A 24,346-nucleotide genomic window follows, 5' to 3' on the forward strand; every position below is an offset into this window, starting at 1 on the left:
TTGTTTGGATAGAACACATCGAGATAGCGGATGTATCCTCGTGCGGTTCGCCCAGACGCGCAACGGCGCCATGTTGGTCTTGGTCCAGGTCTCATCGATGAACACCAGACGGGAAGGGTCGATCCGTCGGCGATACTTCAACCATTGCTGACGCCGGCCGCGCGATGTCGGAGGCGCCTCTGTTCGGCGGTGACTACTAGCGTCTTTATACTGAGCTTCTCGTCGTGAACGAACGCCCAAACCCACCTTCAGCCGCGCTCGGCCAGTTTCCGCGGCAAGGCCACGGAAGGTGAAGGCCTCATTGCGGCAGCGCTCAACTAATCACTCGCGGCACGCCGCACTGGCTCAACGCTGTTAAACGAAACCGGATTCAATCGGGACTGGATCGAAAAATGCCTCGCTCACGAAGACAGCCGCTCATCACGTGGTGTCTACAACAGGGCCGAGTATGAGCCGCAGCGTCGCCAATGCTGCAAAATGGGCCGATATGATTGATACGTGGGCGGCAGGGAAGAAGCACACGCCCGCACTTCAGCCGGCCTTGGACGCGGCGATTACTCTTGATCCGACTTAACAGGTCTCGCCTTTCGCAGTCTTACGTCGGGAGCATTGGAGAGCTGGGTCCTGCCGGCAGATGATGCGTTCCGCTGCTGCTCTATCCAAGCTTCGACTTCTGCCAAGTCCCAGACGACGCAGCGGGGGGTGAGATTGAACCGTCGCGGGAACTCGCCACGTTGTTCCATCTCATAAATGGTCGTGTCGGATAGCGGAACGATTTCCTTCAACTGCGACCGGCGTATAGTTCGCACGACTGGTCGCGACGCAAGGTGGGGCAGAACGGGAAGTGGCTCCGGCTGCCCGGTCCGACCGGATATGTCGAGTTCAGAAGACGGTAGTTGTTTGACCATATGCGTGACCGGTAGCTTGCTTACTGGTGGTCAACAATCACGCAACCTCGAGGAGTCTGGTACAGCCCTCAATTGCGACCACACATCCTCTCCGCAGACGAGCAGACCAAATCACTTTGGACCGTCTCACGCGCCGCATCTACGATTTAAAGCCGGAAGGCTGGAACGACGATTAACGATCGCTCCAGACTCGCGCCTCCTTGGCTCGACGCATCCGTCCGACCCGACGGAAACCGACGACTTCTACTACACAGTCCCGCCCGATCCGCTCGATGAACGTGAATTCTCGACTATCTGACATTGAAAGGGGCTGTGCGCAGCCACAGACACAGCGTTGAGGCGGGAAGCTAAGTGACTGATAAGGCAACATTATCATTCGTTTTAGTTGCGCGACAGGCTGTGCGTTTTGAGACGGAAGAGATGGCATAAAGCGCACCGCCGCTTTACCCTCGAAAGCATGATTCGCCTCGATCCAGCGATCGCTACGTCCGTCCTCACGCCGCCCACCGTTCCGGCCTGGGCGCTAGGCCGGGACGCGCCCAGTGACGCGGCCGCCGCCTTCCAGGCGGGAGCCGCACTGGCTTCGCTGGACACGCTTGCCCGCGCGCAACCTGCTTGGGCCGGCGCCTGGCGCCAGCGGCTGGCGCTCGACTGTGCCGCCGCCTCGATGCGGCTCGCCGGCCGCGCCGAGGATGAAGCCGCGCTGCGCGATGCCTGGCAGCTTTGCCCGGCCGGCGCCGATCCGGGTCCGGCCGGCACCATTTTTGGCGCCTGGCGCCAGTTGGTGCTGCAGCCGCCGGCGATCAGCGCCGATCGGCTGGCAAAAGTGACCGAGATGCTCGGGCTCGCCTGGGACAATGAGGCTCTCACCGACCTCTGCGCGCAGATCGAGCAACTGGCGGGCTCCCAACGCCCGGCGCCGTTCGCGGCGGCGGCGATCGCCGCGCACGTCGTCGCCATGCGGCCCGATGCCGAGCTGTTTGCCTGGTGGCTCGCCGACCTGGTGCTGGCGCGGGACTTGCGCTGGCCTCGGCCGTTGCCGCTGTTGATAGCGCGGGCTTTTGGGCCGGTCTTCCGCGCCGAGGCCGGCGGCGGCGCGCGCATCCGACCCTGGCAAAAGGGTTTTGAGCGCGCGGTCTGCGTCGCGCTGGTTCAGGGAGCGGCCGAGGCTTGTCGGTTGGCGGCCGAGTTGTCGCGCCGCGCTGAAAAACTGCTGGCGGTGGCGCCCCAACTGCGCGCCAAGGGAGCCGGCGACGTGATCGTTTTGCTCCTGAATGAAGATGCCGTGGCCGGATCGCTTGTGACAAAGAACCTGTCGCGCTTTGCGGCGCGGCGGCTGTTCGAGCGCCTCCAGCACCTCGGGGCCGTGCGCGAGCTCTCCGGCCGTCCGACCTTCCGGCTGTTTGGGCTGTAGCGATGAGCCAAGCCTCCGTCCGCCGCAAGCCGAACGAACAGCCGGTGCTGCTGGACACCGAGCTCGAGCACCTGCCGCCAGAACTGCGCTGGCGCGAGTGGACGGGCCGCGTCGAAGCGGTGATCTTTGCGGCAAATGAACCGGTGCCGCGCGACGTGCTGGCGCGGGTGGTGGGAAAAAACTGCAATCTCGACCTGGTCATCGACGACATCCGCGCCGAGCTCGCCGGCCGCCCCTACGAGTTGGTTTCCGTCGCCGGCGGTTGGCAGCACCGGACCAAGAAACTCTTTGGCGACGCCATCCACGCCGCCTTGGGCACCCCTGCGGGGCAGGGGACAAAGAGCTGTCGCAGTCGGAGGCCCTCGTCCTCATGTGCATCGCCTATTTCCAGCCGATCACGCGCGCCGATCTGTCGAGCTTCTTCGGCAAGGAGGTGTCGCGCGACCTGATCGGCGTGTTGCGCGCGCAGGACCTCATCGCCTCGGGACCGCGCAGCCCGCAGCCGGGCGCGCCCTACACCTATGTGACGACGAAAAACTTCCTGTCACAGTTCGGGCTCGACACGCTGCGCCAGCTGCCGGATTTCGAAGCGCTCGAGGACGCCGGGCTGCTGTCGAAAGAAAAGCTCTTGGCGGGCGACGTCATGCCCGCGTTTTCCGATCGGGATGAGGATCGGGTTAGGTAAAATGATGGCGCGCGAAGCGCCTTTGCGGTGGATATGCCGACGGTCCGCCGGAGGTAACCTCGAGCGTCTAGCGCGACGGAGGGCAAAAGTTGGGACCCACGCCAAGCTGCCGTGCACGTTTTCGCTGGGAGCAGCACTGCTTCCTGTGCTTTCGCGCCATTGGCCGCGACATCTTGAACAGACAAAGCGACGCTCACTGGGGGACGCGTCATTGGATCACCTGGCCGCCGACCTGCGCCGCGACTTCGGAGATGACGGGCCTCTCCTCCCGAAGTCTGAGAAACAAAACGGCGTTTCGCCGAGGCCTGTCCCGGGCGTGAAATTTTGCAACAGATTGTTAAACAATTGCCTTGGAGGCATGACATCAAACACGTAGAGGGCGCAAAGTAACCTTGGCCGCTTTGGCGTGCTCGAGCAAGCGTGGTGTCGAGTGGCGCGTCGACAACTATGTCTTTGGCAAGGGTGTTCGTCGACGCGGCCTGAGCATACGCCTCGGGCGGGATAGAACGGTGTTGTGGGTGCCCGGTCGGCTTAAAATTGGCTGCCAAGAAATGGCCTCGACGAGCAAGCCTCAACGGATCAGTAGCCGCTTCTGCTCACGATCCCGCTGTACTCCACGGCCACGGAGGCACGTCCTCGCTAACGACGGTCGTCAGCAGTCCACAAAAGCTGGCCGCTCCGTACGAAGAAGTGAGCTCCGCAGCTCTGGGTCTCCCAGATCGAAGGCGAAACGGTCGGGCGGTTCAGCCAGTCGATACGCAAGGTCCATCGTTGCCGCGCCTCTGCCGTCTGTAGCTGGATATGTTCGCCGCAGCGAGGACATGCCAGGTGGGCCCATTTGGGATAGCCGTCGCGGACCTCGTGATAAAGCATCCCAGGTGCGAGCACGTCAGGAGCCTCCGGTACTTCGCACGCCAGAAAATGAGGGCGCTGCAAAACACGACACGCGCCAAGCCATTCGACCCACGATAGAGGCAGTCGGAACTTCATCACAGCACCAGATCCAGCAACGGTGTCATGTCGCCGCGTCCATCGTAATGCCGGCGGCCGCAGATCTTGCATTCGGGTTTAGACTTGCCCTGTGGGAGCGTGTCCGAATCCTTCAGATATCTGAAAGACCGCACCCGTTCGGAAGCATGCTCATCAGGCCCGCGAAATCCGTTCAGGCGGTGAAAGAGTTCATTGACGGCCATTGCAGCGACCTCTGTCGTGAAGGTCACCACGACAGGGTTGGGGTCAGGGTTGCCCGTCACATACCCAGCTTGCTGTCGTGCGGCCAGAAGTTCGTCGTCCCGTCGCAGGCTGTCCAGGAACATCTGCTCATCCTTGATCAGGCCTCGGCACGTCTGACATGGGTAGCCTGGTTGAACAACCGTCACACGTCCGTCGAAGGTGTCGTAGCCACCCTGATCGTTCGGTTCGATCAGAAGCCCGAGATCGATAACAGGAACGTAGTAGAAATGGGCTAGCCGATTCAGCACCTCCCGCCCAAGATGATCGTCGGTGCAACCGAAAACTACGTCGCAGGCGCGCAACGCCGCCAGAGCCTCAGGGTGGGAATCGAAGTGCGGCAAACGAACGATGCTGGTGGGCAGCCCCAACTCAGCGATCCCCTCTCCGACAACGTCGACCTTCAGGCGTCTTAGATTGGCATCATAGCGGGTCGCAAAGTGGAGACGGCCAAGGTTCGTGTCTTCGACTCGATCCGGATCGATCAGCGCTAGGTGCCGCGCGCCGATTCGCGATACAAGGGCCGCCACGGCGGAACCAGTGCCACCCAGACCGACGATTCCTATCTTTAGCTTGGCTAGCTGGCCGGACGTCCGGGCACCGAAAGCGCGACGTTGGCGGTCCAACTCTGCCGTATTCGAATCCCCAACTGCCGCACCGAAATCCCAACGTTCGCCGATCACCACAATGTCCGAGAAAATCTCAGGCCGAAGTTCGGGGCCGAACACGCGCCCGACGAAAGCTCCGTCGCGATCCATGATAACCGATAGATGCGGCCGCCGGCTTTCGAGGCGATTGAAAGCGAGTGAAAAAAGAGCCTGATCCGACTCGTCATCATGCGTCGAGAATTTCAGGACACCCCGGGGGTGCGAGTGAAACACCGCCACTGCTAAATCCTGGCTCTCCGCCCTCTTGAGCAACCCGTAGAACGGCGCGGTCGACCACGTGAAACCATCCGGTCGACGCTCGTGATATGCCTCGGGTGGCACTGCAACCACCTCCCTTACGACAAATCGTTCGTCAACCTCGCCGTTCCAGGGATTGTGAATACGCGAGCGGCCGCATAGCGCCATTGCCGCGGCCTCGTTTTCATCGGAAAGCAGCAATTCTCGCAGCCGTCGGCGGTGGTCTTCAAGCATCCGCAGGCTAAAATGTGTCATGCTGCCCGCAATCCCGAATGGATGTATTGGAGGTAGGTTGCGAGTCCGTCGATGTCGGCGCGCCATTCTCCGTCAGTCAAATGACGCGACCAAAACTGCCAGTTTTCCCCGAACAGAACCTGCTGTCCGTTAGCCCTGTCGACCTCACGCCCGTCCAGGTGGAAGAGGCCTGGCGACACATACCAGCTGTCCAGCCTCACTTTTGCATATCCCGGAGGGATGAGGACTAGCAAGCGGACCTGGCCACCCGGAACAGGCTGGCCGTTCACCTTTCGAGCGAGGTTCGCCGGAACTTCGAATTCGGGAAACTCTATTCCCCTGCGGATATCCTGACCCGCAGCCTCTTCTCGAAGCGTGTACCGCAGCGATTTCTGCGCGAGGTATATCTGATCATCTTCGGGCAGGAACATGTTTTGCTCACGCGCCAGGAGAAGTCGCAGGCTTGCGCGTGGTAAACCGCTTGCGCCCGGGAGGCGGAGCCTTTTCGTCAAGGTGCACAGCTTGACCGTCGCCGATTTCCGGATCTCCGCCCGGGCCTGGTACGATCTGATTCACGACCCAGTCTGCCGGGCTGCCGGCCAAATGCCTGATCTCGGCGCCAGTGATCGTCTCCGTCGCCCAGTTATGTTCGACGCGATTGACGATCAGGTGAAACTGGAGTCCCTGGTTTCCACCATGCCCTTGATTGTCACCTTTGTCCCCGGCGGAGGCGTTGCCTTTACCTTGGCTGACTCCGCCGCTGGATGCTTGATCGTTTTCAGTCATGTGGTTCTCCTAACTATTGCCTCGCCGTCAGGCGGGTATCTCGACTAACTAAATGATGCTGGCCTTGATTGCCGCCACGTCGCTTCCAGTGCTGGAGTCGTGCTACCGTGTGGTCTTCCGTGAGCCGTCCAAATACGCTTTCAAGGTGTGTTTTTGTTCTGCATATCGAACAACAGAATCGTTCGGTTGTCAAGCAGGTCTCCGTGCGGTATACATCGAACGACGCAAACCATTCAAAACACTGGGAGAATCTGCAAAGCATGCCGGCGACGCTCCGCGAGAAGCTCAAAAGATTGCGAACCGCCAAGGGCTACTCCCTAGACGAACTCGCCCGACTCTCCGGAGCCAGCAAAAGCTATCTTTGGGAACTTGAGAATCGCGACGAGCGGAAGCCCTCGGCTGAAAAATTGGTGGAAATAGCTCGCGTTCTCGATGTGACGACTGACTATCTCACGGATGATAAGGCAGAATTTGACGACGCTCAGGTCAAGGAAGCCTTTTTCCGCAAGTTCAATCGCCTTGACGACGACACGAAGAGCAAGATCATGGATATGATCGACACCTGGAGCAAAAAGAAGTGAAGATGCCGACGACTTGGGGCGGATGGGCCTCCCGCGTATCGGCATATGTCAAGCAGGGAAAAGAGCTACTCGGGCAGCCAAGGTTTCCTGTTCGCATCGCGGAGATCGCTCCTGACTATTCCCGAAACGTTTTTCCGAATGAACCGATCACGCTGGTGCGAGGCCAGGATTTTCAAGGAAAGTTTGAAGGCGCCCTCGTTCCAAATGACAAGCGTAATGAGTGGGCCATTTTCTTCGACTCCGGGCACGCATCCAAGGGCCGTATCAATTTTTCCCAGGCCCATGAGTTCGGCCACTATCTCACGCATCGCCACCTCAGCGGAAAGCCATTCTACTGCTCGCGCCGGGATATGTGGGGTTGGGATTCCGCTTATGGCCAGATGGAGTCGGAGGCGAACCGCTTTGCCTCCTTTGTACTCATGCCGCCTGACGACTTCCGACTGCAAACCGCGGATTTCCGGCGGCCAACTCTCGCGCAATTCGAGCCGCTACGCCAAAGGTATGAGGTATCGTTGACGGCAGCCGTGCTCAATTGGTTGAAGGATACCAAGCGGCGCGCGATGCTGGTGGTTAGTCGGGATGGATTCATCGACTGGTCTTGGGGCAGCGAGGCGTTGTTCAAATCAGGCGTTTTCTTCAAAGCCAGGCAGATGACAATTCAGGTCCCCGAGTCGTCGCTGGCGGCGCTCGGCCGACGCAGTGGCCTCACCGAAATCGAGCATGCCGCGGGAATATGGAATCCGACAGAGCCAGTCTTCGAGTCGGCCGTGTTTTCTGAGTATCACGACATGACCCTATCGTTGTTGATCTATCTTGGCTCTGGAGCCGACCGATGGTCCGAACGATCCGAGGAAGATCTCGGCATAAAGGATGCCTTCGAGGTCTTTCAGCGCCAGCTCTAATCGCGTTTTCAGTCGGTGAGGGAAGGGCTGTCCGCCGAACTCGTACGTCGGTGTCGCCCAGGTGAGAGATCCGTTTTGGAGAAATCTACCGGTCTGCCTGGCTGTCGTGCCAGTCGGCTTACGCGGAATCAGAGAAGCCCATCGCCGCACAAACGAAAATGGGCAACTCGCTTTCCAAACCAAACTTGTCCGATCAGGGCCTGCGTCACGTTCCCTTCAAACTATCGTTTTCACAAAGTCGCTGATGTTAGGTTTTTGCCGATCGAGCTGCGACTGATTTACTGTAATGGTTCTGCCGGCAAGATTCTTGGTGCCGGCATGCAATCCCATAATCGGGATTCCAAGCGCTCCCGAAATCACAGAGGCGGTATTAGCATCGTTGATTTCCGCCTGGAACATGCGCCGAAAGTCCCGCTGGGAGGAAGGAATTTGTGTGCCGGACGGGTGAATGGCGAACAAGCTCGGGTTGCTCTTCCAAACGTTCCAGATTTCGGCGCCGATCTCATTGACAACTGTCTTGAACGCGCCGGCAGCTCCTAAATTCATCTGCGTCAGTCTGTTCCCCACATAACTGTAGATACGCGGTATCGACATTCTCCAGCGCTGGGATTCAAGGAAAAACTGGGACTGCGGAGCACCAGCAATGCGGGTGATTCCGTAGAGTAGCGCGAGCACAGCCTTGACCGCACGCTTTGAAGATCCATCTGCTGAGAAGGGGATAATGAGATTGTCCGAGGCTGACATTGCAAGCTCTGTGTAGACCGTGAAGCTGGGGTTGCAGTCGATGAAGACGGTCGAATCTTGCACGCCCCAAGACCGGCGAATATCCGCTATGAGATCAGATATCCAAAAGTGCACGATTCGCCATGCGTCGGCTGGCCCTGGTGTGGTTGCATTCGCGACACGAGAGGCTTGAATCTCGAGTTCCTCATCGCCGACGACCAGATATAGGTTACTTGGAACTGCATCATTGAAAGGCCGCACCTGGGATACATATGAAGCTCCAACATTCGGGCTCATATAAGGACTTAAAATTCTTTCTTCGATGTATCCCGCGATCGTTTTACGACGGGCTGCCGCCGTCAAGGCAATCTGATCCAAGTGTCTCTCGCCATCAATGATCCCACCGAGAAGCATACTAGACGAATTCGATTGCGGGCATAAATCGATCACAAGTACTTTCTCATTCGGGTGGGTACGCGCGTATTCTGCTGCGATCTGGAAAGTCAGGTAGCTTTTCCCAACTCCCCCTTTGTTATTCCAAATTGCATAAACTGACATATTTCGCGCTCCGACATGGCTCCCACTCTCTCTGCCAGAAAAATGAGCCTTACTGTTAGAGTTTTTCGACTGCCGGCGGTGAAGTTCAAGCGAATTTTGAGGGTATCGAACTGGCCGACGCGGTCTGGGGATGGGTGCGACCCTTACTGGTAAACGTAGACGAGTGCTGACCACCCGCAAGGATGGCTAGGCATCCAAACCGATCCAAAGGCATACACGTCGACGTGTTTTAAGGCGGACGAAAGGGTTAGAACCTGCTGCCGGCCTCGATCAGGTCCTGAATATCGGTTGCGGTTTTTTTGAATTCCGGTTTGGACTTGAGCGCCCCCAGCCGCTGCATGATGTCCTCGAAATCGAGAAACGGTTCAATATCCCGTCTTTTCAGAATTTTGAATGTCCCGCGGTCACTGCTGCTGATTTCTGATGTGAGCCCCTTCAGGACTTCCAAAAGCCCTTCATCTGATCTGATATGATCAGCCAACTTTTGGCGCGGCCCTTCTTCATCCCCCGCCTGATGCCAAGCGTACAGGATGTCGAGGGCGCTTCGAGACCGCAGGATTTCCGCGACGGTCATTCCCGCATATCGCTTGAGCATGATGCCCGTCGCGGCGTCCAATTGGTGCTCAGTGACTAACAACCGGTCGCCAACAGGGCGGCTCTGGTCGCCGTATCGGCCATGGGCGAAAACCTCACGCCTAAAGACATAAGTGAGCCAACCGATGGCCGCGCCAGTGGCAAACATGTCGTCGGTCACGCGATCGCGTTCGGCCGCTTCGAGGCGCGAAGACACAAGGCGGATCAGGGGGAGGGTCCTGTCCCAAAGGGAACTGAATGCGAACCCGTCAAACGGGCGAAGCCGGAACGCTTCGTCCATTGAGTTGGCGAGGGCCATAAGCAGGTTGCGGCATTGCCCGGCATCCAAAGTTTCATAGGCGCCGCCCTTGATCCGCTCGACCATCAGGTCGCATTTGCTCAGCGATCCAGCCGCATTGTCTCGGTGCAACGCTAACAACATCGCGGATGTCTTCTCCGGATCGGACGCTAGCGCGCGCCACATGACGTCGTAATCGGCCTGCGTAAGGGCGTGTGACGGACTCGCCATGGCAAAATAGAGCCGGTAGTGATCGGGACTTGCCAGGCGACGCTTTTGAATCGCGGTGTCCCTCGAACGGTCATCCACCCTTTCAAACAGCTTGAATGGGGCACCGTCTTTGGAAAAGTCGGGTATGAGGCCCGGCAACTGCGTTGAAAACACATGCCGGTATACGTGATCGTCGAACGCAGCTCCCCCGGCCGCCGCTTCCAGCTTCGCCGATTGGTGGTTCTTTTCCGCGTCTTCGATGCGCGCCGTCCCTAGGGCCAACGCTGCGGCCGATCCGCAATAATCTTCAATCCAGCGATACAGGTTTGGATTCCCGTCTTTGATCAATTGCAGCCAGACGAGGTCTGCCAGATCAGCGCCGATTTCGCGCAAGGGCGGCCAAAAAAACCGGACTGAGTCCAGAGCCCGGACCACCGATCGGGGCGTACGCAGTTGCCGCCCGCCTTCGTAATCTATCACCTGGCGAAGCCGCTCGCGTTCGTCTTCGTCCTTTACGGCAGCGAGCTGCTGGAGGTCCTCCGTAAACCACTGGCGCAGCTGAAACGTCTCCGGCCTGGGCACCATGACCGTCAGCTGAACGATCTTCTCCAAAAACGCGCCGCCATCTTGCACACTGGCCGCTTCCTGGATGCTGTGGCTGAGCACGTCGCTATCATAGCAAAGCACGTAGATAATACTTGGCAGGTCGATCACGGACTTGACGAGGCGAAGGATCTCGATGATCTCGGCTGGTTCTAATCGATCGACGTCATCAATAGTCACGACGAAGCGGTGACCAAGATCGCGCAACGACTTAACCAGCCCATCCTTGAGAGAGGCCAATTGCGGCGGCGCCTTTTTTCCGGCCACGGCTCTCCAGATGGCCTTGACACCTTTGCCAACGTACTTGAGCGGCCCAACGCCGGTAACATCTCCGGCAAGTTCAATCAGATCCCCTGTCTTGCTCAACCCGGACATGAAACGCCTGAGGGCGTCGCCAGCTTTCTTGGCTTTTTTGGCAGATATGCGCGTCGCATCGCCGGCGTCCAGCGCAACCTGATCCAGTTGATTAGACAGTTCGGTAAATAGGCTGCTGATTAGCGCATCCCGATTGCCGATCAGCCAGGGTCTGAAATGGATAACTGCCGGCCGTTGGGCAAGCGGTAAATTCTCAAGCTCTTCGCCGACCAGATAGAGCAGGCTTGACTTGCCGGAACCCCAGGCCCCTTCCAGTCCAACGACCAGCCCGTCCTCCGACGCCCGGTCGACCAAGGAGGCTGCAATCCGTTTCGCTACCTCGCGGAACCCGAGCTTGTCCTTGTCGCCGGCGCCCAGGGCGCGGTCTCCCCGTACGGAATGGTCGGTAGGTTTCATGTTTGGCGGCCGCTTACCGATGGCTCCGATAATAGGAGCGTACGTAGGTCCCATTTTTGCGGAAATACCCGCGAACGTAGTTCGTTTTCGGGAGGCCCGTGAGGCAGCTGACAGCCCCAAACTGATTAGGGGACACGCATCCCGATGAAGAGCCGCCCAGGGACGGTGAGTAGCCGCCGGGAGAGGGCAGGGCCACGTTTTGCTGGGCCGATCCCGGCGGCGCGGCTCCCGCGACTCCGGATTGCGCAACAGAGGTGCTTGTCGGCACCAGAGGTCCGAGAACCGCATCGGCATTATTGCCAAATGCCACTTGGCCAGTTCGGCCGTCCGAGGTCTCGACGTAGCCGGATCCACTCATCCCGTCGGGAGCGCGCGTTACGACGGCGCGTCCGAATTTGCCGTTGGAACAGGTGACCGGGACCGAAATGGTGGGTGTTGTGTCCAACGCATTGTAGGTGCCGCTGCATTTCAGCGACCCGTCAGCCGAGGCTACCTTGAAGGTTCCGCCGGACACGGCCGCCGTCGTCGTCCCGACCATCGACGTCCCGTCGGAGAGCCGAACCGCGGCAGGCAAAGTCACAGAGCCGCACGCTGACAGCACGGACAGCGCCGAAGCAACTACCATCAAACGGAGTCGGGTCACGGCGGTGCAACCGGGTGGCCATAGAATGTGGACAGCTTGCGGCCGTCGAGTACACGCTGCATATGGATCGATCTGGGAAGCCGAAAGGACGCATCTTCCTCTCGCAGCCACTGTCGTGGAGACCATCAACGCACACCCCCTACCACAGGCTGTTGCTTAGCGAACTCGCGCAACCGACATCAAGCCGAGGCCCCACCGCTTTAAGCCGAACTCAACGCCCCGTCTTTTTGGTATGATCCCCAGCTTGTTGCGATCTCGAACAGCAGACCACCCTCGAATCTGCTAAGCGGTAAGTATTCATGGGATCGAACTATATGGCTGCAGTCAAGAAGAAGAGTAACCCGCCGCTAGATTCACGTTTCACATTCGCAGAAGACTCGTTTGCGCCGTTGACCGGTGGGTGGGACTCTCACCTGCGCACTGCTGTCGGCATTGCGGATGGCGAGGCGTACCTGCTGCGCCTGTTCAAGAAGACGGGTTCTGCGCTCGACGATGATCTGCGAGCAATTATCGCCCGCGGGCTGCGGCGAATTCGACGTGTGCTCTCGTCACGGCGCGCGCGCGACGTTCTGGTCGAGGTTCTCGAAGTTGCGGAAGACCAGCACGAGCTGGCCATCGTCATGGTGGACCCCGGGCCCCCAATTTCCGGAGCATCACAGCGCCGGAGGGAGGGGCGCTATCTGACGAGCGCAAGTCGTGGTGTTTTCTGGCGTAATATGGTTCGCGTCGCAGAAGCCGTCGCGCTGTGTCACGATGCCGGCATCGTGCACGGCGGCGTCAGCCTGCATTCGATATTCTCACACCGAGGCGACAGTGCGGACTATCGGCTCGGGGGCGTTGAGGCATGCGTCCACATTTCGGATGGCGATCTCAAAGAGTCCGGGCATCTGCTTCGCGCCTCTGCCGTGATCTCGTTTCGGCAAGACTGGGTCGACCTGGCCGCAGTCGCCGGCACGCTTCTCGGCCTCGACGGTGACAACCCGCCGGCCCTCCTCTCAGTCGAGCGCCGAATGCTGGAAAGGCTTGCGAGTCCACCGCAGTTTCAACTGTTCGACGGTGCGGTCGTCCTCGACGAGTTGAGAGCTGTCGTCATCGAACTCGATAGGATTGGCTCGAGCTCGGAGGGGGAGCTCGTTCTCTATCCCTCGCGGGGTGTGGTTCAGAGCGATTTTCCGGCCCTCTCTTCGGGTACAATACCCGCAGCGGATGGGGCAGCGATCATGCAGTTTGTTAACGACGATCTGCTGACGACCGGCGTCCGCCTCGTCCCAGCCGGACAGGACACGGCGCGCCTCATGACGGATCTCGCGATCTACCATATTCGCATCATGAGCGTCTCTGTTGGGATGATCGAAGAGGCGCACCGGCGTCGCCCAAACGAACGGATGTACGGCGCGGTGGACATCGTCCACCGATTGCATCTCTCCCGAAATCGAGCGAGCGCTGAAGAGCGGGTCCAAAACCTCGGGCCAGGCGCCAAGCGCTGGCGCGACGCCCTGGAACCCATCCGGTCTGCCGACGGGACGACCGATATTCCAATATGGTTCGCTCTGATCCTCCTCGAAGCCTTCACCCTGCTGAGGGAGCAGTTTCGCCTCTATCCGGTCGATGTGCTCACACCGGCCAACGCTGAGGCGAACGTCGTCTGGCTGGCGCCCAGGGATGATGCAGGGCGTGATGCTCAGCGCGAAACGATGGGGTTGCGGCCAGCAGCCGAGGCGCTTAGGCGCGAGCTCAAGTACGACGACGGAAAAGCAAACTGGGCGCTGTCACAAACGGCGCGCCTTGCGACAGGCCGCGAACGCGTGCCTGAACTCAGCTACGAAGGCAGCGGCCTGGTCGGAGGGAAAACCGCGTTCGCTTTCGGAACCAATCTGTCGATCCAAGCCGGAAAACGGCTTTTCCTCCGCCCTCGCAAGGACACCGGCGCCGAACGGGCGATCCGGCGACGGCTGCAGAATATTGTGGCAGCCAGGTCCAATATCGAGCTTATGAGAGCTTTGGATGATCCAGCGCAGGTTGCGATGGATGAGGTATTGCACGACACCGCGGCACCCGGCCCGCCACCGGTCGACGCGGACATGGAGCGATCCAAGATCGAGGCATGGGAGTCCATCGTCGACGGCAGATCTATTAATGTGGTTGTCGGGCCTCCCGGTGTGGGTAAGACCTTTTTGATCTCACACCTCGTGAAGAGCATCCTGCATCAAACGCCCGATGCTCGAATCCTCGTGTCGTCCCAGAATCATGAGACACTCGTCCACATGGAGGACGAGCTTCGCAAATTCCTCCCTGCGACCTCCACCATCGTCGTTCGCGTCGAGCGATCGCGCTCCAGCGAGAAGGAGAGCACGCTTCGGCGGAGCTCGCAGTCTTTGTTGCGCTCCGTGTCGAAGCCGGACCCAGCCAGTGCCGCGATCATGACGAACCAGCTCAATCAGATCATCCAGGCGCTCAAACCTGTGGATACCTCGGAGCAGTCGATCGCGGACCGCGCCCTGCGTGACACCGACAATCTGATGCTGCGCTCATCGGATGTGACGCTAGCAACCACGTCGTCATATATTCTTGAAGAGATGATCGCCGACGGCGAGCAGTTCGACTGGGTCTTCATCGAGGAAGCCGCGCGGGCCAACGGTGCGGAACTGATCGGTGCTTTGCTCCTCGGAAACCGCAGAGTGATGATCGGCGATCACAATCAGCTGTCTCCGTTCGACGCGGCGGATCGCCAGAAGTTCTACGATGCCAGCCGGGCTGGCGAGCTCCTGCGTGATGCGAAAGACAAACTCGCCGCGATCTCCGACCTTCCGGGCGAGGTTGAGGTTGCCCTCGACGCGCTGAAGGAAGATCCATTCCTGCTCAGCGACGTTCTCGCCATCGCATCTCGTCTCGAAGAACCCTTCAAATCGATTGCCGCGCGAGAAGAAATCAGGGCTGGAGACACCGGGCGCCTCAGCATGATCGCCAAAACGTTGCGCGAGCAGAGTCGTATGCACCCGGCCATATGCGAGCTAGTTTCCAACACGTTTTACAAGAGCCTACTGGTGTCTTCAGATCGCGTGAAGGCTCGCGAGCCGGTCGTTGAATGCGCCGAAAGATTCCCCGCCTCACCGGTCGTTATTCTGGACGTGCCCTCGCTGAGCGTGGTCAGAAGACGGGCATTCGAGCAAACGGCGAAGCGCTCCTATCGAAACGAGGTTGAGGCTACGGCGGTTCTAGCCGCCCTAAAGAACCTGCGTCCCATCATCCGCGAGGGCGAACCAGTACCAACGCTCGTGGTGCTGTCTCCGTATCTGGCGCAGGTCAATCACCTCGAACGACTGCTCAAGCCTCAGATCGACATGGCCGCGGGCACCCTGTTTGGCTTCGCCAGCCCGCGAGACGATGGAAAGTTCGTCTACACCAGCGACAGTTTCCAGGGCGGTGAGGCCGATGTTGTCGTCGCCAGCCTTGTGCGCAACAACGTCCTCGTCGGCACGAGAGCTCTAGGATTCATCAAGAACCCTCAGCGCCTGAACGTGTTGCTCAGTCGGGCCAAGCACAAGCTTGTTCTGGCAACTAGCCGACAGTTTATCAGGAACGCGGTGGAGGGGATTGACCCTGACGCGGTGAACGACGAACTCGGCTTTCTGCGGGCAATGCTCGACGAAATCGCCCGCTTGTCTGAAGCCGACTTTCCGTCCGTCGGCAAAGGTGCCTCCGTCATCCCTGTCGATGAGCATGGGAGGCTATCGCGATGAACAACATTTTCATTCCGGCGTGGCACTATCGGGCTCCCGGTATCGTCCAGCGAACCTGGGGCTGGAGTCCGGTCGAGGAAATGATCCTGCTGTCACTAGACCGAAGTCCGGGAACAATTAGTCATGTCTCCCAGACGCTCAAGATTCCCCGGCAGGTGGTCGGCTCCACCGTCGCGCGGCTCATGCAGTTCGGGCTTGTCGAAGTCCGGCTGTCGCCACAGCCGGTTCTGGTCACCAGCAGCATTGGCCATGACTTCATACGCACAGGGCGCCCACTTCCTGAACGCTCGGTCGATCGCGAGATCGGCATTAGCGTCGTATACGAGAAGGTCGGACTGTCCGTTTTCAGGACGAGGGACGTCGATACGATCTCCATCACCAAGCTCCCCGCCAAGGGCGCAATCATCCGGTTTCCGGAAGGCGAGTCACCTGAGACGCACTACTCTATGATGCAGCGCGTGAACGAGTTTATGGTCGGCATGCTCAGGCCCGGCGAATGGCTGCGTGGCGTACAGGCCAGCAGCTCCTTCCTCGAGGCAAAGTTTCTCGTTCTCGATCTCAATGAGGTCGGAGCTGGCGTGTTCCCACAAGGCGCAAGCGACCAACTCGTCGAAGCCCTCAAAGCGACGATCAAGACCGGTGTTCTACCGAAGACCACGACACCGCCGCCGGAGCATCCCATACCCATCGAGACTCGATTCGACGCCGGTCAGCTTGTCGTCGGTGCCGAACAACATTTGCAGCGCTTCGAGAAGATTGTCGGCGCTGCCAAGTCCAATATATTCGTGCTCTCCACGTTCGTGGCTTCGCAATCTGACGAAAAGGGTAGGGATCGCCGGGAACGCATCGTGCGAGCACTGGAAGATGCATGCAGGCGCGGCGTGAGATGCCACCTATTCTTTGGCACCTCCCTCGATCGGGCCAAACACGCCGCGGCCATGCAGGAGCTCTATCTCCGCTTGTCCGCCGCAAGGCTAACCAGAGGCTATCTCCTGGTGCAGCGGGACCCGGTCGACAGCCATGCAAAGTTCCTAATCGCTGACGATGGCGATGATGGTGCGGTGGTGTTGATGGGGTCGTGTAATTGGCTCCACTCACCGTTCTCGGCCGTTGAAGTCTCGGCCGAACTCAGAGAGCATAACGCGGTCGCGGCAGCGCTTGATGTGCTCCGCGAGATTGTCTCCAAACTCTCCAGTGCCAGTCGGTCTGTGGAAGCGCTTCAGTTTGTCGCGTCCGAACTGCGGCGCCAGCGAAACGTGCTGTCGACGTCTGAAGAGATGCAAGCGCCGGCCGCCACACTGACAATCCTGCATGCCACTGACCACGAACGCCTCTTGCGCGCCGCGGCCCACAACGCGCAACAACGCTTCGTCTGCTGTACGAACAAGGTCGGTGCGAACATGGTGCCAGCTTTGTTCGACCCCGCCGAGGTCGCGGGCCGGCGGTTGAGCGATGTCAAGATCTACTATTCGCGCCGCTCTGGCCCAGTGAAACGCGGCCATGTGACGAAGCACCGAGAACGGCTCCACGGCATTGTCGATCTTACCGGCGTGCCCGAACCGCAGCTGCACGCGAAGTTTCTGGCCTGGGACAGCGATCATGTCGTCGTCAGCAGTTTGAACTGGGGTTCGCAGTCGGGTCTTCAGGATAATCTGCTGGATGAAATTGGCCTTTATCTGGAGGGACCAGACCTCGCGACGTCACTGCTGGAAAAATTCGATGCCGAACGTGGATGACCGCGGAAACAGCGATTGGCAGGTGGGGTCCCCTCGACCATACAAGTTCTCGGCGATAAAGGGGGCGTCTTAGCCGGCACGACTGACGCGCTGGCAAAATATGGCAGATCTGGCCAATTGCAGGAGAAGTTCGGCCTTACGCCTTCGATCGGCCAGAAAATCGCCGCGATCATCACGTTCGCCGGCGGGATCGAATACTATCTAGAGCGCGCACTATGGAAGCTGCACGGAATTGATTCAAACGGAAGCAAGCCGGACACCGACGGAAGACCGAGCTCCGATCTAATCGGAATGTTGGAGCAATTCGCAGGCAGTATGGCTTCCGGGGATGGGCGGACGCTGCTTGAGGTATGGTGTGCGGCAGCGCGCTCTGGTTTCGTCATAAGGCACAACATCGCACATGGCGTACCGACGAAAATCGGCGAGACGCTTGCCTATATGCGGAATCCCAGGTGGCATGGCGAGGTGCGCAAGCGAGAGTTCGGGGATTTCTGGGCAGATGAGTACACGCTCGATCTCGTATGCGAGGCGATGGCGGCCCTTCTCCGGACCATCGCGACGCTTAGTGGTGAGGTCGCTTCGCCCATGGATATTGCCACGCCCGTCGCTCTCCAAGCGCTTCGAACGGCCCGGTCGGTGCTGGGCGAGTTCGCCAGTCAGGACTACAATCCGAGTTTCGATAAGTACTAATTTACTCTCATTGGCACGCATGAGGGGCGAACCTTTGAGGACAAGAATCTTTGGTGCTCCATATTTGCGGCCGGCTTTCGAAGTGTGTCCTCAAAAATTTCGCCCGCGCATCATTGAGAGGTTTGGGCACTGGCGAGTGTCTCCGTGCTGTCGCGATGGGCGCCGACGGAGGGCGGAACTCGTGCGGCATTCGCTGTTCACGCTCTGTGCTCAAGAAGTCGCATAAAGGGCATTATGCCATCTACAGCGCCGCGAGGACAATTCACTAGCACACAGTCGGTTTCATCTTGAGAACTGGGTCACCAGCAACGGTGCGTTGAGCTCTGGCGCGGGGAGTGAAAGAGTGATGCAGCGTCGGGCCGCCGTAAGCTTGGGTGACCTGCTGGCGGGAGATCTGCGACTTGTTGGCGGACCTTCCACAGTTGAACCGCTTGCCGGCCGAATTAGGGCGGAGCAGGTCAGCATCGTGCTTCGCAACACGCCTCTGGGCATGTTTGCGAACATACTCAATGCAGCCATTCTGGTCATGGCGCTTCGGGGCTCGGCCGACCAACTAATGCCATCCTATGGGCGAGTGGCATCATCGTGCCGGCTGCTATTGTGGGCCTCAGAGCGAAATCCGTTTCGGTCGGTAAAACCAAAATCGGGTGTACCGCCGCACGACGCAAAATCTGGTCCGGAACGCCTTCTTGTTCGGAACTTGGTGGGGGCTCGCTTCCCGTTCTGTTCTTCAGCGGCGCAACAAGCGCAGCTCAAGTCGTCATTACCTGCTTGAGCGCTGAGATGATCGTCGGCGGACCGCCTCTTTTTCCACGATCCCGATTGTGGCCATCGCCTATACGCTTCCAATCTTCCTCGGTTCGGCGCTTGCAATTGCGCGGGTGGACGGCTCGATCAATCTGCCCGTCGCATTCCTGATCGTGACCTACGGCCCCACGTTGTTGCGTGCAGTGCTTGCCCACGGGTTCGAATTTACCCAGTGGCTGATTTCGCAAGCCGACAGCGAACGCGCCATTCGACGAGATTCCTGTCCTTGGCTCCCATTGGCGAGTCTACCAGAGCACCTTTATTAGCTGAATCACTATCGTCTGCTTGGCTCGGCTCCCGGTGCCGTCAAAGCGGCTCCGACCCCGCCCTCGTCCGAGATGAGCGCGGCAACGGCGTTCACGCGCATCGCCAATCGCGACTTGCTGACTCAGCCAAGGCCCCATTCTTTCTGTTGTCGCAAAGCTTTCACATAACTTTACGGACTCTTTGCGAACTCAGATCGCTCAGGGTGATACATTCAGCAAAGAGGTCAGTGGGTGACACTGATGCACGTTGCGCGCTCCGGCCTCAGCTGGAACGGGAGTGCGGGATCGGTGGATATGAGGTTGTTCGCTTGTAGCCGGAACGGTCGCCGATCAGCGCATCGAGATCGGCGCTTGTGACACTGACGACCGGCGGTATGGGCGGCCTGCTCATCCTGTCTCAGAAGTCCATTTTCTGCGGCTATCTGAAGCTTCCCTTCGATTCGGCGTTCGCCCTGGCGGCGGATGCAGCCGTGGATACGTTCATGACGCTGGCCAGCATCTCCGCTGTGGCGGCGAGCACGGCACAGATCGCGCCCAGCCACAGGGAGGCGGCGCAGCCTGCCGAGAGCGCATCCGAACAGCTCGAAGCCGAGCCGGTCCGATGATCGACGAGACCATCCGGCCACGGCTCGGCATCATCGGCGGTCTCGGACCGCTTGCCTCGGCCGATTTTTACTTCAAGCTGACCCGGATGACCGAGGCGCTCCGCGACAACGAGCATGTGCCCGCCGTCGTCCTCAGCGTGCCGCAACTGCCAGACAGGACCGAAGCGATCCTTGCCGGCCATGACGGGCCGCTGGCGCCCCTGCAAGCAGCGGTCTCGACGCTCAATGCGCTCGGCGTCACCTTCATCGCGATGCCGTGCAACACCGCCCATCATTGGTACGGTCGACTGGCAGCGAACTCGCGTGCGGAGATCATCCACATCGGCGACGCCGCGGTGACGGAAATCCGTCGCAGTTTGGGCCACGGGCGGATTGTGAACCTTGCAACCCGCGGCACGCTCGTCTCGGGCTTCTATCAAAACAGGATATCGGCGGCGGGATTTGAGCTCTGCCTTCCCGTGGGCTCGGAGTTTCAGGAGCGCATCGACAACGCGATCGCTCTCGTCAAGGCTGGCTCGATCGCGGATGCGGCGATTGAGACCGAGTGCGCGCTGCATCTCGCCCGATTGGCCGGCGCCGATGCCGCCCTGCTTGGCTGCACCGACCTGTCAGTAGTGGCCGCCAGCCTCAACATTACGAAGAGATTGATCGTCATCGACAGCAATACTGCTTTGGCACGAGCCTGTCTGACCCGGTTGGGCTTTGGCGCCCAGGAAGCCAGAGGCCCACCGACCGTGTCGCGGCTGGCAGGGCAAGACCGCTCACCCTGGCGTGCCGGGCCGCGGGCTTCATGGCCGCGCGGAGGGCGATGATTGTGCTAGTTTCAATGAGCTTGAACTCACGCCTTTGTATCAGCAACGCCGTTGCCAGCGGGTCGAGCGCCATGTCCTTGAAGGCCAGATCCCCTTGGCCAAGGTGCTCTTGACGGTCCGCATGAATTGACAGAAAGGCCTTCGTTTCACATTGCGAATCAGGGAACAGGGTCAACATATTGATCCCGGAGGAAGTGGGCAATGGAAGGCTTCTTCTATCCCGCGCGGAACAGTCCGCAAGTCTAGATGCCCGACCGAGCACATTGGCAGTGGAAGGTTCCTTGCAATTTGTAAGTCAGCTTGCCGGCGGCATCCGGCTCGCTGTGCTGCCGGCATTCTGCATCTTAGTCATAAATAACTGAAATCATTAATCTTGCATGCTACGGCATTAAACTTGCTTGCCTCTTCGTGCCAGCGGTGTCGAGGGATGCCGCTGCCCGTGGAGGAGAGCCCGATGCAAGAGACCTTCTATAAAGTCATGCGGCGGCAAGGGATTACCCGCCGAAGCTTCCTGAAATTCTGCCGCCTGACGGCGGCGTCGCTCGGCCTCGGCCCGGCCTTCGCGCCGAAGATCGCCTACGCGATGGAATCGAAGCCGCGCATTCCGGTGCTCTGGCTGCACGGGCTCGAATGCACCTGCTGCTCGGAGAGCTTCATCCGCTCGGCTCACCCGCTCGCTAAGGACGTCGTGCTCTCGATGCTTTCGCTCGATTACGACGACACGATCATGGCGGCGGCCGGCCACCAGGCCGAGGCGATCGTCACCGAGACGGTCGAGCAGTACAAGGGCAACTACATCCTCGCCGTCGAAGGCAATCCGCCCCTCAACGAGGACGGTATGTTCTGCATCATCGGCGGCAAGCCCTTTGTCGACCAGCTCAAATACGCCGCCCAGAACGCCAAGGCGATCATATCCTGGGGGTCCTGCGCCTCATGGGGCTGCGTGCAGGCGGCGCGGCCGAACCCGACGCGGGCGACGCCCGTCCACAAGGTTCCCGGCCTGCCGGACAAGCCGATCATCAAGGTGCCCGGCTGCCCGCCCATCGCCGAGGTGATGACGGCCGTCATCACCTACATCCTGACCTTCGAGCGCTTCCCCGAGCTTGACCGGCAGGGCCGGCCGAAAATGTTCTACAGCCAGCGCATCCACGACAAATGCTACCGGCGGCCGCATTTCGACGCCGGCCAGTTCGTCGAGGCCTTCGACGACGAGGGCGCGCGCAAGGGCTACTGCCTCTACAAGATGGGCTGCAAGGGCCCCACCACCTACAACGCCTGCTCCACCGTGAGCTGGAACGGTGGCCTCTCCTTCCCGATCCAGGCCGGCCACCCCTGCATCGGCTGCTCCGAAGACGGCTTCTGGGACAAGGGCGATTTCTACAACCGCCTCAGCAACGTCAACGGCTTCGGCGTTGAGGCCAACGCCGACAGGATCGGGGCGACGGCCGCGACCGTGGTAGGCGCCGCGGCGGCAGCGCATGCGGCGGCGAGCGTCGTCAAGCGGATGCGCGAAAAGGGAGGACAAAGCTGATGCGTATCCAGACACCGAACGGGTTCAATCTCGACACCTCCGGACAGCGCGTCGTGGTCGATCCGGTGACCCGCATCGAAGGCCATATGCGCTGCGAGGTCAACATCGACCAGAACAACGTCATCCGCAACGCGGTCTCGACCGGAACCATGTGGCGCGGGCTCGAAGTCATTCTCAAGGGGCGGGATCCGCGCGATGCCTGGGCCTTCACCCAGCGAATCTGCGGCGTGTGCACCGGAACGCATGCGCTCACCTCGGTGCGCGCGGTCGAGGATGCGCTCGGCATCATGATCCCCGAGAACGCGAACTCGATCCGCAACATCATGCAGCTCTCGCTGCAGGTGCACGATCACCTCGTGCATTTCTATCACCTGCACGCGCTCGACTGGGTAAACCCCGTCAACGCGCTCAAGGCCGATCCCAAGGCGACATCGGAACTGCAGCAGACGGTTTCGCCAAGCCATCCGATGTCGTCGCCCGGCTATTTCCGCGACGTCCAGAACCGGCTGAAGAAATTCGTCGAGAGCGGCCAGCTCGGCCCGTTCAAGAACGGCTACTGGACCAACCCGGCCTACCTGTTGCCACCCGAGGCCGACCTAATGGGGGTCACGCACTATCTCGAAGCGCTCGATTTCCAGAAGGAGATCATGACGACGCGAACGATCTTCGGCGGCAAGGATATCCATCCGAACTGGCTGGTCGGGGGCGTGCCATGCGCGATCAACATCGACGGGGAACTCGCCGCCGGCGCGCCGATCAACATGGAGCGGCTGAACTATGTTCGCAGCGTCATCGACCGCTCGATCGAGTTCGTCGAAAACGTCTACATTCCCGACGTCATCGCCATCGGCGGCTTCTACAAGGGCTGTCTCTATGGCGGAGGGCTGTCGGGCAAGAGCGTGCTTGCCTATGGCGACATTCCCGACAAGGCGAACGACTATTCGGGCGCCAATCTCCTGATGCCGCAGGGCGCGATCATCAACGGCAATCTCAAGGAGGTGCTGCCGGTCGACGTGCGCGATCCCGAGCAGGTCCAGGAATTCGTGCCGCATTCCTGGTACAAATATCCGGACGAGGCAAAGGGCCTTCACCCCTGGGACGGCGTCACCGAGGCGCATTACGAACTCGGGCCGAACGCCAAGGGCACGCGCACCAACATCGTCGAGATCGACGAGAACGCGAAATATTCCTGGATCAAGGCGCCGCGCTGGCGAGGCAATGCCATGGAGGTCGGGCCGCTCGCCCGCTACGTCGTCGGCTATGCCCAGGGCCGCGAGGACATCAAGGAGCAGGTCGCTTGGACGCTGAGGGCGCTCGACGTTCCCTTCGAGGCGCTGTTCTCGACGCTTGGCCGCACCGCGGCGCGCGCGCTTGAAGCGCAATGGGCCGCGCGCAAGCAGGCCTATTTCCTTGACAAGCTGGTCGCCAACATCAAGGCGGGCGATAGCGCGACGGCGAGCGCCGACAAATGGGACCCGAAGACCTGGCCCTCGGAGGTCAAGGGCGTCGGCTTCACCGAGGCGCCGCGCGGGGCGCTCGGCCACTGGGTGCGCATCAAGGAGGGCCGCATCGAGAACTACCAGTGCGTCGTGCCGACCACCTGGAACGGCTCGCCGCGCGATCATCAAGGCAATATCGGCGCGTTCGAGGCGTCGCTCATGGACACGAAGGTGGAACGGCCGGAGGAGCCGGTCGAGATCCTCAGAACCATCCACAGTTTCGACCCCTGCCTTGCCTGCTCGACCCATGTGATAGATCCGGACGGCCGGGAATTGGCCAATGTGAAGGTGCGCTAGAGAGGAATTGAGATGAGACGCACGGTTCTGAAACTTGCTTCCGCCGAGGACGCGCTCGCGGCTCTCGCCGACCCCGCGTTCGCCCATCTCGGCGTCGGCCATACCGATGGCTTTGCCGCCGGCATGGTGCATCCTTTGCTGGGTCTCGACTATCTGATGGCTATGGCCGGGGTCGGCATCTGGTCGGCGACGGCTGCGCCGTCTAGGCCGTGGGCGGCGCCGGCGGCCTTCGTTGGCATGATGGTCGCCGGCGCGGCGCTCTCATTCGTCGGCATATGCTTGCCGGCGGTCGAAGGCATGATCGCCCTCTCTGTGCTCGTGCTCGGGCTGATGATCGTA

Annotated in this window: 18 protein-coding genes and 4 pseudogenes; 14 read left to right on the forward strand and 8 right to left on the reverse strand. The window is 60.1% G+C overall.

Features of this window, described 5'->3' with window-relative positions; translation table 11 throughout:
• Positions 1-42: 42 nt before the first annotated feature.
• A pseudogene (locus tag MJ8_RS32705) lies at positions 43-321 on the reverse strand (IS630 family transposase); the annotation flags it as partial.
• 12 nt (positions 322-333) lie between these two features.
• Between MJ8_RS32705 and MJ8_RS32140 the strand changes: the two are divergent.
• A pseudogene (locus tag MJ8_RS32140) lies at positions 334-574 on the forward strand (integrase); the annotation flags it as partial.
• Here MJ8_RS32140 and MJ8_RS06410 read toward each other — a convergent pair.
• Positions 555-809, reverse strand: a complete 255-nt coding sequence (locus MJ8_RS06410; RefSeq protein ID WP_225248287.1) for a helix-turn-helix transcriptional regulator — start codon at positions 807-809, stop codon at positions 555-557. The pseudogene MJ8_RS32140 and the gene MJ8_RS06410 sit on opposite strands and share 20 nt — an antisense overlap.
• A gap of 556 nt (positions 810-1,365) precedes the next feature.
• Here MJ8_RS06410 and MJ8_RS06415 point away from each other — a divergent pair.
• Together MJ8_RS06415 and scpB are read left to right on the forward strand one after the other, a co-directional pair.
• A complete protein-coding gene (locus MJ8_RS06415) occupies positions 1,366-2,322 on the forward strand; it encodes a DUF1403 family protein (protein ID WP_201413605.1) in 957 nt (318 codons plus the stop codon).
• Positions 2,323-2,324: 2 nt separating this feature from the next.
• A pseudogene (scpB, locus tag MJ8_RS06420) lies at positions 2,325-3,007 on the forward strand (SMC-Scp complex subunit ScpB).
• Positions 3,008-3,646: 639 nt separating this feature from the next.
• Here scpB and MJ8_RS32635 read toward each other — a convergent pair.
• From MJ8_RS32635 to MJ8_RS06435, 4 genes are read right to left on the reverse strand one after another with little or no spacing between them, the layout of a single operon-like run.
• Entirely contained in the window at positions 3,647-4,069 is a 423-nt protein-coding gene (locus tag MJ8_RS32635) for a DUF6527 family protein (protein WP_318528207.1), read from the reverse strand.
• Positions 3,997-5,397 (reverse strand): HesA/MoeB/ThiF family protein, encoded by a 1,401-nt coding sequence (locus tag MJ8_RS06425; RefSeq protein WP_201413606.1) that lies wholly within the window; start codon positions 5,395-5,397, stop codon positions 3,997-3,999. Before MJ8_RS06425 ends, MJ8_RS32635 begins: the two co-directional genes overlap by 73 nt.
• A complete protein-coding gene (locus MJ8_RS06430) occupies positions 5,394-5,807 on the reverse strand; it encodes an E2/UBC family protein (RefSeq protein WP_201413607.1) in 414 nt (137 codons plus the stop codon). Before MJ8_RS06430 ends, MJ8_RS06425 begins: the two co-directional genes overlap by 4 nt.
• 7 nt (positions 5,808-5,814) lie before the next feature.
• A complete protein-coding gene (locus MJ8_RS06435; RefSeq protein ID WP_201413608.1) occupies positions 5,815-6,162 on the reverse strand; it encodes a multiubiquitin domain-containing protein in 348 nt (115 codons plus the stop codon).
• A gap of 260 nt (positions 6,163-6,422) precedes the next feature.
• Here MJ8_RS06435 and MJ8_RS06440 point away from each other — a divergent pair, with 260 nt between their 5' ends.
• Complete coding sequence (locus MJ8_RS06440) at positions 6,423-6,743, forward strand: helix-turn-helix domain-containing protein (RefSeq protein WP_201413609.1); 321 nt, start codon at positions 6,423-6,425, stop codon at positions 6,741-6,743.
• 2 nt (positions 6,744-6,745) lie between these two features.
• Positions 6,746-7,645, forward strand: a complete 900-nt coding sequence (locus MJ8_RS06445) for an ImmA/IrrE family metallo-endopeptidase (RefSeq protein WP_225248288.1) — start codon at positions 6,746-6,748, stop codon at positions 7,643-7,645.
• Positions 7,646-7,861: 216 nt separating this feature from the next.
• On the opposite strand, the gene MJ8_RS06450 is transcribed toward MJ8_RS06445, so the two are convergent.
• Both MJ8_RS06450 and MJ8_RS06455 read right to left on the reverse strand, forming a co-directional pair.
• On the reverse strand, positions 7,862-8,926 hold the full coding sequence (locus MJ8_RS06450) for a ParA family protein (RefSeq protein WP_201413611.1): 1,065 nt from the start codon (positions 8,924-8,926) through the stop codon (positions 7,862-7,864).
• Positions 8,927-9,173: 247 nt separating this feature from the next.
• A complete protein-coding gene (locus MJ8_RS06455; RefSeq protein WP_201413612.1) occupies positions 9,174-11,381 on the reverse strand; it encodes a P-loop NTPase fold protein in 2,208 nt (735 codons plus the stop codon).
• A gap of 957 nt (positions 11,382-12,338) precedes the next feature.
• On the opposite strand from MJ8_RS06455, the gene MJ8_RS06460 reads away from it, so the two are divergent.
• The 9 genes and pseudogenes from MJ8_RS06460 to MJ8_RS32710 all read left to right on the forward strand — a co-directional run.
• Positions 12,339-15,764, forward strand: a complete 3,426-nt coding sequence (locus tag MJ8_RS06460) for a DEAD/DEAH box helicase (protein WP_412177095.1) — start codon at positions 12,339-12,341, stop codon at positions 15,762-15,764.
• Positions 15,761-17,500, forward strand: a complete 1,740-nt coding sequence (locus MJ8_RS06465) for a phospholipase D-like domain-containing protein (protein WP_201413613.1) — start codon at positions 15,761-15,763, stop codon at positions 17,498-17,500. The genes MJ8_RS06460 and MJ8_RS06465 overlap by 4 nt, the downstream gene beginning before the upstream one ends.
• Before the next feature lie 15 nt (positions 17,501-17,515).
• The gene (locus MJ8_RS06470) at positions 17,516-18,190 is read left to right on the forward strand and encodes a hypothetical protein (RefSeq protein ID WP_201413614.1); all 675 of its coding nucleotides are present in this window, start codon (positions 17,516-17,518) and stop codon (positions 18,188-18,190) included.
• Between the two features lie 824 nt (positions 18,191-19,014).
• Positions 19,015-19,263 (forward strand): hypothetical protein, encoded by a 249-nt coding sequence (locus MJ8_RS32150; protein WP_225248154.1) that lies wholly within the window; start codon positions 19,015-19,017, stop codon positions 19,261-19,263.
• A 353-nt stretch (positions 19,264-19,616) separates the two neighbouring features.
• Positions 19,617-19,868, forward strand: a complete 252-nt coding sequence (locus MJ8_RS06480) for a hypothetical protein (protein WP_225248155.1) — start codon at positions 19,617-19,619, stop codon at positions 19,866-19,868.
• On the forward strand, positions 19,865-20,680 hold the full coding sequence (locus tag MJ8_RS06485; RefSeq protein WP_201413615.1) for an aspartate/glutamate racemase family protein: 816 nt from the start codon (positions 19,865-19,867) through the stop codon (positions 20,678-20,680). The genes MJ8_RS06480 and MJ8_RS06485 overlap by 4 nt, the downstream gene beginning before the upstream one ends.
• Positions 20,681-21,134: 454 nt before the next feature.
• Positions 21,135-22,211 carry a hydrogenase small subunit gene (locus MJ8_RS06490; protein ID WP_201413616.1) on the forward strand — a complete coding sequence of 359 codons (1,077 nt, stop codon included), beginning with the start codon at positions 21,135-21,137 and terminating at the stop codon, positions 22,209-22,211.
• Entirely contained in the window at positions 22,211-24,007 is a 1,797-nt protein-coding gene (locus tag MJ8_RS06495; RefSeq protein ID WP_201413617.1) for a nickel-dependent hydrogenase large subunit, read from the forward strand. Before MJ8_RS06490 ends, MJ8_RS06495 begins: the two co-directional genes overlap by 1 nt.
• 12 nt (positions 24,008-24,019) lie before the next feature.
• Positions 24,020-24,307 (forward strand): annotated as a pseudogene (locus MJ8_RS32710) (HupE/UreJ family protein); the annotation flags it as partial.
• Positions 24,308-24,346 lie beyond the last annotated feature (39 nt).

Source organism: Mesorhizobium sp. J8, assembly GCF_016591715.1.
Classification (GTDB): Bacteria; Pseudomonadota; Alphaproteobacteria; order Rhizobiales; family Rhizobiaceae; genus Mesorhizobium.

Bases quoted from the DNA above. Each gene is read 5' to 3' on its own strand.
- MJ8_RS06435 (WP_201413608.1), bottom strand. From the start codon at position 6,162: ATGACTGAAAACGATCAAGCATCCAGCGGCGGAGTCAGCCAAGGTAAA.
- MJ8_RS06425 (WP_201413606.1), bottom strand. From the start codon at position 5,397: ATGACACATTTTAGCCTGCGGATGCTTGAAGACCACCGCCGACGGCTG.
- MJ8_RS06485 (WP_201413615.1), top strand. From the start codon at position 19,865: ATGATCGACGAGACCATCCGGCCACGGCTCGGCATCATCGGCGGTCTC.
- MJ8_RS06455 (WP_201413612.1), bottom strand. From the start codon at position 11,381: ATGAAACCTACCGACCATTCCGTACGGGGAGACCGCGCCCTGGGCGCC.
- MJ8_RS06445 (WP_225248288.1), top strand. From the start codon at position 6,746: ATGCCGACGACTTGGGGCGGATGGGCCTCCCGCGTATCGGCATATGTC.
- MJ8_RS06415 (WP_201413605.1), top strand. From the start codon at position 1,366: ATGATTCGCCTCGATCCAGCGATCGCTACGTCCGTCCTCACGCCGCCC.
- MJ8_RS32635 (WP_318528207.1), bottom strand. From the start codon at position 4,069: ATGCAAGATCTGCGGCCGCCGGCATTACGATGGACGCGGCGACATGAC.
- MJ8_RS06440 (WP_201413609.1), top strand. From the start codon at position 6,423: ATGCCGGCGACGCTCCGCGAGAAGCTCAAAAGATTGCGAACCGCCAAG.
- MJ8_RS06465 (WP_201413613.1), top strand. From the start codon at position 15,761: ATGAACAACATTTTCATTCCGGCGTGGCACTATCGGGCTCCCGGTATC.
- MJ8_RS06460 (WP_412177095.1), top strand. From the start codon at position 12,339: ATGGCTGCAGTCAAGAAGAAGAGTAACCCGCCGCTAGATTCACGTTTC.
- MJ8_RS06495 (WP_201413617.1), top strand. From the start codon at position 22,211: ATGCGTATCCAGACACCGAACGGGTTCAATCTCGACACCTCCGGACAG.
- MJ8_RS06450 (WP_201413611.1), bottom strand. From the start codon at position 8,926: ATGTCAGTTTATGCAATTTGGAATAACAAAGGGGGAGTTGGGAAAAGC.
- MJ8_RS06430 (WP_201413607.1), bottom strand. From the start codon at position 5,807: ATGTTCCTGCCCGAAGATGATCAGATATACCTCGCGCAGAAATCGCTG.
- MJ8_RS06490 (WP_201413616.1), top strand. From the start codon at position 21,135: ATGCAAGAGACCTTCTATAAAGTCATGCGGCGGCAAGGGATTACCCGC.